The sequence below is a fragment of the Clostridium amylolyticum genome, from assembly GCF_900142075.1.
Lineage (GTDB): Bacteria > Bacillota > Clostridia > Clostridiales > Clostridiaceae > Clostridium_AA > Clostridium_AA amylolyticum.
In genome coordinates this window covers 1-11,361 of the sequence record NZ_FQZO01000008.1, presented here as the reverse complement: position 1 = coordinate 11,361, position 11,361 = coordinate 1, and the positions used below count along the sequence as shown (strand labels likewise).

Sequence of the window (11,361 nt, the reverse complement as noted above, 5' to 3'; positions counted from 1 at the left end):
CTATTTGTGAAGGAAGAAGGTGAAGAAATGGATGTTAGTGTTATAGTACCTTTTTACAATAATGTAAATTGGCTATATGATGCGATTAATAGTATAAATGAATCACCGCACTTATCATATGAAGTTATAATTGTAAATGATGGTTCTAATGAAATTATAGATAAAAGTAGATTCGTTAACAGTAATAATGCAATTAGAATAATAGAACAGCCAAATCAAGGACCGGGAAAAGCTAGAAACAATGGTATAGATTTAGCAGTGGGTGAGTATATAGCTTTTTTAGATTCTGATGATTTGTTTGTAAAAAATAAACTATCCAAGCAAATCCAATATATGAAAGATAATAACCTTCAATGGTGTCACAGTTCATACATCAAATTTTATGAAAATAAAAATGAGGAATTGGTCGATAACAGTTGCTATTCTGGAATGATTTTTCCCAAATGTCTTGCCTATAACCCAATAGCAACTCCAACTGTGATGGTAAAAAGGGTAGCACTTGAGAATCCAACAAAGCGGTTTTCAGAGACTATGAGATTTGGGCAAGATGGTTTCATGTGGAGTCAACTTGCAGCAAATTATTCTGTTGGAGTTATTTCTGAACCTTTATCACTTGTAAGAATGCGTGGGACGAATGCTACTTTAAAAGCTAGGAATCACCTATATGTTAAGTCGAACATGTACAATTATTTAAAGCAAAGTGATAAATATTATAATGGGAAGAAAATCCCAGCTATCATAAAAGCCATATTTGCTATTGCAGACTTTAACTACAAGATAATTGACTTAATCTATCGAAATTGGGAAAATGATACTAGTGTAGAAATTCTAGCAAGATTATTATACTCAACACAATATTTGGCCTTGAAATTTTATAAAATTAAGAAGTAGAATAGAATTAATTAAGAAGTAGAATAGAATTAATTTTGAAATGTACACTTATAAAACTAAAGAGAGGTAAAAAAATGAGTTTATATAATGCGTTACTAAACAGACAGGAAAAAGTTGCTGTCATTGGATTGGGTTATGTTGGAATGCCAATAGCGGTGGCTTTTGCTAAAAAAGTTGATGTAATAGGTTTTGATCTTAATACAAAGAAAATCGACCTATATAAATCTGGAATTGACCCAACAAATGAAGTAGGAGATGACGAGATTAAGAAAACTACTGTAGTTTTCACATCAGATGAAACCAAATTAAGAGAAGCTAAATTTCATATTATAGCTGTACCAACACCAATTAATTCAGATAAGACACCAGATCTTTCACCAGTAGAAGGTGCAAGCAGAATAGTTGGTCGTAATTTGACTAAAGGTTCTATTGTTGTTTATGAGTCAACAGTGTATCCAGGAGTAACTGAAGATATTTGTGTTCCGTTATTAGAGAAAGAGTCTGGGTTAAAGTGCGGTGTAGATTTCAAAATTGGATACTCGCCAGAAAGAATTAATCCAGGAGATAAAGTACACAGACTTGAGAATATCATTAAGATTGTATCTGGGATGGATCTAGAAAGTCTTGATGAAATTGCTAAAGTATATGAGTTAGTTATAGAAGCTGGTGTTCATAGAGCTGCATCTATTAAGGTAGCTGAAGCTGCTAAGGTAGTTGAGAATAGCCAACGCGATATAAATATCGCCTTTATGAATGAGCTTGCAATGGTGTTCGATCGTATGGGTATCGATACAAAGGAAGTCCTTGAGGCCATGAACACAAAGTGGAATGCGCTCAAATTTACCCCAGGACTTGTTGGGGGACATTGTATAGGAGTAGATCCTTATTATTTTGTTTATGAAGCCGAGAAGTTGGGATACCATAGCCAGATTATTTTATCAGGACGTAAAATTAATGATGGTATGGGTAAATTCGTTGCCGATGCAATTATCAAGAAACTTATTTTGGCAAATAAGGTAGTAAGACAGTCTAAAGTTGTAATACTAGGAATTACATTTAAAGAAAATACGCCGGATACAAGGAATTCTAAAGTGGTAGATATTATTGAAAGCCTTAGAGAATATGGTATAGAGCCATTAGTAATAGATCCAGTAGCTGATGTCATTGAGGCTAAACATGAATATGGTATTGATTTAAAAGATATCAGAGAAGTAAATGATGCTGATTGCCTTGTGTTAGCAGTAGCTCATGATTCTTTCAAACAGATGAGTTGGGATGAAATCGATTCTTTATATGGAGAGTTTGAGAATGGCGAGAAAGTTCTTATCGATGTTAAGAGCATTTTGAATCGAAATGAAATTGAAAAAAAGGGTTACAGTTATTGGAGATTATAACTCTGATTATAGGAACATTAAAAAGGCAATTACTCATTAAAGGTGTGAGGTTGTGAATTTGGAAAATAAAGCAATTCAATTTATTAAAAATTTTTTTTATACAATTTCTTCTAATTTAATATCGCTAATTATTTCAACCCTTGTAGTAATAGTAGTTCCTAAACTTGTTGGTGTAGAGGAATACGGATATTGGCAACTATATTTATTTTATTCATCATACGTAGGGTTTTTGCATTTCGGATGGAGTGATGGAATATACCTCAGATATGGAGGAGAAGAATATAGTGATCTAGATAAGAAAACTTTCTCATCTCAGTTCTATATGATGATGATATTTCAATTTTTTATTGCTGTAATTATAGTTATAGTAGCTATATTATTTGTTAATAACAATGATAGAGTGTTCATCTTTATTATGGTTGCGCTAAACGCGCTAATTGTCAATGTTTTATCTGTTCTGTTACTTACTCTTCAAGCTACTAACAGAATAAAGAACTACGCTCAGATTAATATTATAAGCAGAGTTTCATATATAATATTGATTTTAATGTTTTTATTTATTGGGGTAAGAGAATACAGAGTAATGATAGTAGCAGATCTAATGGGAAAAACTTTATCGCTAATATATGCAATATATGCATGTAAGGATATTGTTATTAATAAACTAAATACATTAAACCTTAGCTTTACTGAAACAATTGAAAATATTAGAGTAGGTATAAAATTAATGTTTGCTAATATTGCAAGTATGTTGATTATCGGAGTTGTAAGATTTGGAATTGAATATTCTTGGGATGTATCAACATTCGGGAAAATTTCCTTAACACTTAGTGTTTCAAACTTATTAATGCTATTTATAAATGCTACTGGAATTGTAATATTTCCTGTTTTAAGAAAATTAAGTGTCGAAGCTTTGCCTCAACTTTATCTAGTTGTTAGAGATATATTGATGGTTATACTTTTTGGTATTCTAGTGTTGTACTTCCCTATGAATGCTCTTCTCACAAGATGGTTACCTAATTATGCTGATAGTTTGGCATTTATGGCTTTGCTATTTCCTATAAGTCTATATGAAGGGAAAATGGGATTATTAATTAATACCTACCTTAAAACGCTTAGAAAAGAAAGATTCATCATGAGAGTAAATATGATTGTTTTACTGTTAAGTGGTATTTCAACAATATTTACAACAGTAATCTTTAGAAACTTAAATGCAGCGGTGTTATCGATTTTAATTGCAATATCAATTAGAAGTATATTAGCGGAGAAGTACCTTGCTGAAGTTTTGAAAATCAACGTAATAAAAGATATAATATACGAAACAACCTTAACGGTATTATTTGTATTGATTGGTTGGAATATTAATTCGATTGCAGGATTTGCTTTATATTTATTCGCTGTAATTTCTTATGTCTTTTTGAAAAGAAAAGGATTAAAAGATTCATTTAATAAAATGAAAATGTATATGGAGAGCTAAGTAAGGGCAATTCTAATGTGTCCTTCGAATTACCGATTAGGTGTTGTAGATTGTCAAGCAAATTGGGTTCTTTCCAAAGTTAGTTGAAAAGGAGATTTTTATATGTCACAATTAAACTCTAAAACTAATAATTAAAAGGAATATTAATAACTATGGATGAATTTATTAAGCTACTTGATAATAATTTAGAATACATTCGTCATGAAATAATTGATAACACAATATACATTGAAGTAATTTCTAATCCACAAATTGTTAAATGTACATATTTCGGTGAAAGTACAAATAAAGTTCACTCTTATTATAAAAAAAGTTCTCAAGATCTGCCAATACAAGGTAGTAAAGTTATTAATATAAATAATAGAAAGATATTTTTCAATAACTCAGACTGTTCCAAAAACACATTTGCAGAAACATTTGAGTTTCTATCTCCAAATGCAAAGAAAAGTACTAGACTAGTTAACGAAATAATTAACATATCCATGAATGTAAGTTCACCGGCTGCAGAACAAATTATTAAAAATAGGATTGCAAATGTAGGTAAAAGTACAATTTGTAATCTTTTAAAAAAATGAAAATGAAATAATTGATAAAGTAGCTGTTACTAAAGTCTGTATAGATGATTTTGCTATGAAAAAGCGTCATATATACGGAACAGTTATGATTGATACAGAAACAAAAAAGATAATTAATCTTCTTGATTCTAGAGACTTAGATGATGTTGTAAAATGGCTGAAGACCTATCTTAATTTAAAAATAGTTTCTAGGGATCGCTCTTTGACATATGCTGCAGCTATAAGAAAAGCTCATTCTAATGCAATTCAGTGTCATTTGTTAAAGAATTTAACGGATTATTGTAAAAACTATATTACTAAGAAAATGAAGTTTAAAATAAAGATTAAGCAAGCATTATGTAACAATGGTGAAAAGACTAGCAATAATAATATAGGCAATAGAAAAAGTACTAGAATAAAGGAAGCTCAGCATTTAAATTCACTAGGATTAACTGAAAGAGAAATAAGCCTTCAATTAAAGATGGACATACGGACTGTAAAAAATATCTTAATCTGGATACAGACAAACTATCAAAAGATGCTCCACAAAAGAATCATGAAGAAGTAGTTAGTAAAAAAGAAAAAAATATAAATATAGTGCGCAACTTAAAAGAGCAAGGCTACGGAATTAGACATATTACCAGAGTAACAGGATTGTCAAGACAAAAAGTAAGAAGATATTTAACCCCTAATATAGCTGCAATCCATGGATCATATGGTGTGTCTAGAAACTGTGCGTTAGAACCTTTTCACAGCATAGTAGATGAGTTAATAATTAGAGGGCAAACGTTTAAAGAAGTAGAAGAGTAAGAAATAAGGGTTATTCTGGTTCTGAATCAGCAATACGTATGTATACAACAAAAAAGGGAAGATTAATTCAAGAATTAATAGAACAAGATATGGATAAATATGAATTACTAGATCGTAGACATCTTACTTGCTTTAAAGGACACAAAGCAATATAATTGTTATTGGCGTAGCTAAACATTGAAAATATTAATTTTTTTGGTCAGCTGAAGCCATACATACATTTAAAATTGGCATATTTATATAGCTTAAAAGAACATGTAAAAATATAAGGAGAAATTTTATGGAAGATATAACTCTTAAAGAAATAATTAAAATTCTAGTTAAAAGAAAAGCTTTGATTAGAAATACAGTTATTATTTTTGCTGTTATGGGTTTAGCTTTTAGCCTGCTTATAAAAAAGCCAACTTATAGTGCTACAGCTACAATAATGATGCAATCTGCTCAGAATCAAAATACCTATTCTACTGCTATTAAAAGTGATGCAATACTTAATGAGGTTGTAAAAAGCTTACCTTTTAGTATAAGTGTTGCAGAAATTAAAGATTCATTGACAGTTACGTCAAAGCAAGGCACACAGACTATGGAGATTGTAGTAAAAAATAAAGATAGAGAAAAAGCTATGAAAATAGCTAATCAAGTTAGTGAAACCTTTGTGGAAAAAATAAGTGATGTAATGAAAGCAAAACAAAATGTTTCCATATTAAGCCCAGCTGTAATGCCTAATTCGGTTTTTGTAAAAAATGTAATATCAAAAACAATTATATTTGCTATTCTTGGGTTAATGTTTAGCATTATGTTTATATTTTTATTAGAATATTTAGATAATTCCTTCAAGACTCAAGCACAATTGGAACAGGTTTTAGAGTTGCCAGTTCTAGGGGTTATACCCTTTTATGAGTATCTTACACAAAAGGGGGTAATAATCAATGAAGAAAATAAACTTTAATAAACTAATGAAACAATCTAAAGATAGTTTATCTAATTTTAAGTCATTGATATTACCAAATAATAAGATTCAAATTGATCCAAGGATTTCTTTTCTAGAATCCTTTAAAACACTCAGAACCAATGTACAATTGTCTGATGTTGATAAGCAGCTAAAAACCATTGCTATAACCTCTAGTGAGCCACTAGAAGGTAAAGCTACCGTTATTAAGCAGCTTGCTAATGCTATGTCTCTATCTGGCAGCAAAGTTCTTATTTTAGATTGTGATTTAAGAAAGCCAAAGTTACATAAAGTTTTTGGATTGGATAATAATATTGGTTTTACCAATGTATTATTAGATAATTTAGAATTAAATGAAGTCTATAATACAGTGAATGGAATGGACAATCTAAAGGTTATTACCAGCGGACCTGTTCATCAAGATCCTTTTATACTATTAAATTCAAATGAAGCCAGAAGTTTAATCAATTCTTTAAAGGATAAATTTGATATTATACTAATAAATACCCCACCTGTTGGCGTAGTTACAGATGCTGAAGTTTTATCCACTTATGTGGATGGAATTATATTAGTTGTGTCCTATGGGGAAACTAAAGTAGATACAGCTATTAAATGCAAAAGCCTTCTTAAAAAGGTGAATGCTCCAATATTAGGAGTTGTTTTTAATAAGGTTCCTTCAGAAGATATAAAGTATGACTCATATTATTTTGGACAAGAATAATTATAGGGGTAAACCCATACAAAGAGGTTGATTATAAATTGGGTAAAGTTGAGAACGGAGAAGTTATTCTTATAAGGTGTGTTATTAGTGGTGAAAAAGAATCCTATTATAAAGCCAAGGATTACCAAGGTAAGAAATACTTAATTGAAAAGAATAAAGATTTTAAAAAAGTCTCTGTAGGCGATGATAGAGCGTTTTATGCCTATAAAAAAGAAATGGGAAAGCTAATAAAAACCACTACATTATTTCCTGTATCCCATGAGGAATATATAAAACATAATAACACTGGAATTTCAGGAAAGACTTTAGAAGAATTAGGAATTACCTTAGATAATTTACATGAATAAGCTTCATGTGTAATCCAAAGATAAAATAACCTTTACAAATTATATATATTGACAAGCACAACCCAATATAGTACCTTTATAGTAGTGTTCAGTGATTGAACGCTACTATTTTTTTAAGAAGGTGATATTTTGATTTTAGATTTATTAAAGCTCATTAATGATAATAAAGATTTAAGCCAAAGAAAAATATCAGAAAGTTTAAATATATCCTTAGGAAAAGCTAATTCTCTTATAAAAGAATTAAAAGAAAAGGGATATATTTCTATATATTCAGAAAAAAATAATACGAGATATGAATTAACAGAAGACGGTTTATATGAACTTGAACAATTATTAAAAGAACAAAAGGAAAAAAGATTAAACTTACATAAAGATGAAAATAAAACCGTAAAGGAAGCAGTGATACTAGCTGCAGGTTACAATAAGCATTTTAATGAACCGCCAGGATTTTTAAAGGTAGAAGAATTTATAATACTAGAAAGAATAGTAAACCAACTAAAAAGTAATGATATAGAAAAGATAGTTATTGTAACAGGACACCAAGAGGAGTATTATAAAAAATTTGCTAAAGATCATGATGACATTTATTGTGTAACCAATGAAGATTATAAGTGGACGGGCACTATGTATTCCTTAGCTTTAGCTAAAAAATATATAACAGATGATTTTATCTTAATTGAAAGTGATCTGATTTTTGAAGACAGAGTTATAGAAAAACTTATAAACAATGAAAATAGAGACTCCATAGTTCTAGCCACAGAAAGCGGTTCTGGAGATGAAGCCTTTGTTGAGATAAGAGATGGATATTTATATAAGATGTCTAAAGACATCCACCAATTTAATAGAATTGACGGTGAAATGATAGGAGTAAGTAAAATCTCTTATAAGTTATTTCAACTTATGTTAAAGGAATTTTCTAATAATGAAAATCCATACATGAATTATGAGTACGCTATGTTAGATGTAGCAAGAAATTATAATGTGGGATATCTAAAGATAAATGATCTCATCTGGGGAGAAATAGATGATAATGAACAGTATGAGAGGGTTATAAAATATATATATCCAATAATCAAAAGAAAAGAAATCCATTATAAGAGAGATAAAATAAAAAGAGAAATAATAAACGGATTAAAGGTATCAGAAGATAGCATAAAAGAAGTGATTCAGATTGGTGGAATGACTAATAAAAACTATAGGGTATTAGTTGATCATAAGGAATATATATTAAGAATTGCTGGAACTGGTACTGAAGAGATGATAGATAGACACAAAGAGATGATTAACTCTAAATTAGCTGCAACCTATGGAGTAGATGCGGATATAGTTTATTTTAATGAAAATACAGGGGTTAAAATATCAAGAATGGTAGAAGGTGCGGAAACACTAAATCCAGAAACAGCTAAAAGAAAGAAGAATATAGATAAAGTAGCTCATATTCTTAAAAAGCTACATGATAGCGATATGGGTATGGAAAATGAATTTGACGTATTTTCAAAAATTGAAAAATATGAGCAGTTAGCCAATAAAGCAAAGGGAAAGTTATATGATAATTATCCTAAGGTTAAAAAAGAGGTAATGCAGTTAAAGGAAAAGCTTAATGATTTTGGATTAAATATGGTTCCGTCACACAATGATACTGTAGCAGAGAACTTTATAAAAGATCTAAATGGTAAAATATATCTTATAGATTGGGAGTATAGCGGCTTAAATGATAATATGTGGGATTTATCGGCCTATGTCCTTGAAAATAACTTGTCAGAGGAACAAGAAGAACTTCTACAAAAGATATATTTAGGAAGAGAATCAAATAAGAACGAAAAAGTAAGAGTAATTATTCACAAGATTTGTCAAGACTTTTTATGGAGCATATGGACAGTAATAAAGGAAGCACAAGGAGAGGATTTTGGTACTTACGGTATTAATAGATATGAAAGATGTATAAGAAATTTAGAGTTATTAAAAAGTATGTTAATTAGCCAATAGCAAATAGGAGAGAGGGTAAGATTTTGGGTAAAAAAGGGAATGTCTTTGGGCTATTATCAGGTTTAACCTGGGCGATATATACAATAGTATTGTATACGGTATTAAATTTATATGCTAATGCAAAAGGAGATTTACTAAGTACAAAAGGAATAATGCTAATTTTAATTACAACAGTATTAATTTCCTTAGCGGATTTGTTTTTTAATGTGGTATTTGAAATGTTTGTACTGAAAAAGAATAATTTAATAACTGAATTTAAAAATGTGTTTTTCTCAAAAAAAGGATTTGGAATAATTCCAGCAGCCATATTAGCAGGACCCCTAGGTTTAATACCCTACGCTATTGTCAGTGCCATATCAGCACCTGTGGCAGGAGCTTTTTCAGCTTTATATCCTGTAGTTGGCGCAGCAGCATCGTTTTTAGTATTTAAAGAGAGATTATCAAAATTAAAGATAATTGGCGGCATAATTTCAATTATAGGAGTTATTGCTACCTATCAATTAGAAACCGTTAGTTTAGTTGTTTATATAATAGCATTGATACCTGCCTTTGGCTGGGGGTTAGAGGCTATATTTGGTTATAAGTTGATAAAGGATGATGTAAACCCCATTGTAACCATTACAATAAGGCACCTTTATTCAATTTTTATCTTAGGAAGCTGCTTGATAATATTTTTAATTTTTAGCGGAGAATATTCATATATAATGGAATTTTACAGTGGAATTCAATTTTCACAAATGTTTGCAGCTATAAATAAATCATTCACCTGGCCTGTTTTTGCCATAGGTTCCTTTGTAGGCGGTGGATCATATATTTTGTGGTATGTTTCTATGAAATATATAAGTGTAGCACCAGCCATGATTTTAAATATTTCTTATGTACTATGGATACCTTTAATACTACTGCTGCCACCTTTTTCACAACAGATTTCTTTTAATGTTTTATTAGGCTGTCTTATAGTATTTACTGGTACAAGTTTGGTTATTATTGGAGATAATATAAAATCTAGAGGTTGTCAGGAAGTTAGCGATTTATAGAAGGAGGAAAAGTATGAGAGCAATATTACTAGCAGCAGGAATGGGGACACGATTGCGGCCCATAACTTTAAATACTCCAAAATCCCTAATAATAGTTAATAAAAAACCATTACTAGAGAGGCAGATAGAGTATCTAAAAGAAGTTGGAGTTGAAGAGATAATAGTTTTAACTGGGTATCTATCAGAAAAGTTTCAATACCTGAAAGAAAAGTATGGAGTAAGGCTTGTTTATAATGATAAATATGATGTTTATAATAATATATATAGCATGTATTTAGTAAAAGATTTTTTAGAAAATTCTTATGTAATAGATGCGGATGTATATATAAACCAAAACTTTTTTGTTAGAGATATATGTAAATCAACCTATTTCACAGCATATAAGAAAGCTTTTAAAGATGAATGGAAACTAAATTTTAATGATTCTTTAAGAGTTAAGGATATAGAGGTATGTAGTGGAGAAGGTTATATACTAAGCGGTGTATCCTATTGGAATGAAAAGGATGCAACTATAATAGTAGATGAACTTGAAAAAGTAATGGATAGTGGAGACTTTCAAAATTTATATTGGGATGATATAGTTAGAAAAAATATCTATAAGTTAGAGGTTTATATAAAAAAAATTAATGAAGATAGTATTTATGAGATAGATAATTTAGATGAATTAGAATATATTAAAAGTAAAGTGGAAAGTTAATATGAATAATTAGATGTAAAAAAGACTATTTTTAAAAAGTTAAAAGCTTACAAAATGTAGGCTTTTATTTTTTAAGATAATTTTTAAGGTAATCTTAAGATAAAGAAATTACTCTCTGAGATTTAAAAACGTATATAATAAATGTAGACATGAATAATATGTTAACTGCTGTTGATTTACAATGAAAATTGACCCCCTTTTTACAACGAAAATTGACCCCCTCACTTTAAAATTATAACCTTGTATGGTAACAAAACACATCATACAAGGGAGGCATAAAGTGAAGGTGAAGGATTTGAGAGATTGGTATACAGTAAAGAACATGCATAATAAGGGGGTTCCGATAAAACAAATAGCCAGGGAACTGGGAATAGCCAGAAATACAGTTAAGAAATTGATTAAGCAGGAGGAGGAACCGAGGTATTCAAGAAAAGTAACTTATACAAAGATTGATGCTTATAAAGATAAAATAAGAGTTTGGTATTTGGAAAGAGATTATGA

Annotated in this window: 13 protein-coding genes; all 13 read left to right on the top strand. The window is 29.8% G+C overall.

What is annotated here, in order from left to right:
• Window positions 1–6: 6 nt before the first annotated feature.
• Window positions 7–891 carry a glycosyltransferase family 2 protein gene (locus BUA82_RS16145; RefSeq protein ID WP_073010659.1) on the top strand — a complete coding sequence of 295 codons (885 nt, stop codon included), beginning with the start codon at window positions 7–9 and terminating at the stop codon, window positions 889–891.
• A 74-nt stretch (window positions 892–965) separates the two neighbouring features.
• Window positions 966–2,285 carry a nucleotide sugar dehydrogenase gene (locus BUA82_RS16140; protein WP_073010656.1) on the top strand — a complete coding sequence of 440 codons (1,320 nt, stop codon included), beginning with the start codon at window positions 966–968 and terminating at the stop codon, window positions 2,283–2,285.
• Between the two features lie 58 nt (window positions 2,286–2,343).
• Window positions 2,344–3,762 (top strand): oligosaccharide flippase family protein, encoded by a 1,419-nt coding sequence (locus BUA82_RS16135; protein ID WP_073011050.1) that lies wholly within the window; start codon window positions 2,344–2,346, stop codon window positions 3,760–3,762.
• A gap of 152 nt (window positions 3,763–3,914) precedes the next feature.
• Window positions 3,915–4,337: a transposase gene (locus BUA82_RS16130; protein ID WP_073010652.1), complete on the top strand. Its 423-nt coding sequence runs from the start codon at window positions 3,915–3,917 to the stop codon at window positions 4,335–4,337.
• A 7-nt stretch (window positions 4,338–4,344) separates the two neighbouring features.
• A complete protein-coding gene (locus BUA82_RS16125; RefSeq protein WP_341430568.1) occupies window positions 4,345–4,884 on the top strand; it encodes a transposase in 540 nt (179 codons plus the stop codon).
• Between the two features lie 86 nt (window positions 4,885–4,970).
• The gene (locus BUA82_RS20785; protein WP_178140756.1) at window positions 4,971–5,126 is read left to right on the top strand and encodes a hypothetical protein; all 156 of its coding nucleotides are present in this window, start codon (window positions 4,971–4,973) and stop codon (window positions 5,124–5,126) included.
• A gap of 280 nt (window positions 5,127–5,406) precedes the next feature.
• Window positions 5,407–6,072: a YveK family protein gene (locus BUA82_RS16115; protein WP_073010643.1), complete on the top strand. Its 666-nt coding sequence runs from the start codon at window positions 5,407–5,409 to the stop codon at window positions 6,070–6,072.
• The gene (locus BUA82_RS16110) at window positions 6,053–6,793 is read left to right on the top strand and encodes a CpsD/CapB family tyrosine-protein kinase (RefSeq protein WP_083599993.1); all 741 of its coding nucleotides are present in this window, start codon (window positions 6,053–6,055) and stop codon (window positions 6,791–6,793) included. The genes BUA82_RS16115 and BUA82_RS16110 overlap by 20 nt, the downstream gene beginning before the upstream one ends.
• 38 nt (window positions 6,794–6,831) lie before the next feature.
• On the top strand, window positions 6,832–7,140 hold the full coding sequence (locus BUA82_RS16105; RefSeq protein ID WP_073010640.1) for a hypothetical protein: 309 nt from the start codon (window positions 6,832–6,834) through the stop codon (window positions 7,138–7,140).
• A 129-nt stretch (window positions 7,141–7,269) separates the two neighbouring features.
• On the top strand, window positions 7,270–9,126 hold the full coding sequence (locus tag BUA82_RS16100) for a phosphotransferase (RefSeq protein ID WP_073010637.1): 1,857 nt from the start codon (window positions 7,270–7,272) through the stop codon (window positions 9,124–9,126).
• 23 nt (window positions 9,127–9,149) lie between these two features.
• On the top strand, window positions 9,150–10,163 hold the full coding sequence (locus tag BUA82_RS16095) for a hypothetical protein (protein ID WP_073010634.1): 1,014 nt from the start codon (window positions 9,150–9,152) through the stop codon (window positions 10,161–10,163).
• Between the two features lie 13 nt (window positions 10,164–10,176).
• Window positions 10,177–10,860, top strand: a complete 684-nt coding sequence (locus BUA82_RS16090; RefSeq protein WP_073010631.1) for a sugar phosphate nucleotidyltransferase — start codon at window positions 10,177–10,179, stop codon at window positions 10,858–10,860.
• Between the two features lie 280 nt (window positions 10,861–11,140).
• A partial coding sequence (locus BUA82_RS16085) for a helix-turn-helix domain-containing protein (protein WP_242948903.1) occupies window positions 11,141–11,361 on the top strand: 221 nt, incomplete at its 3' end.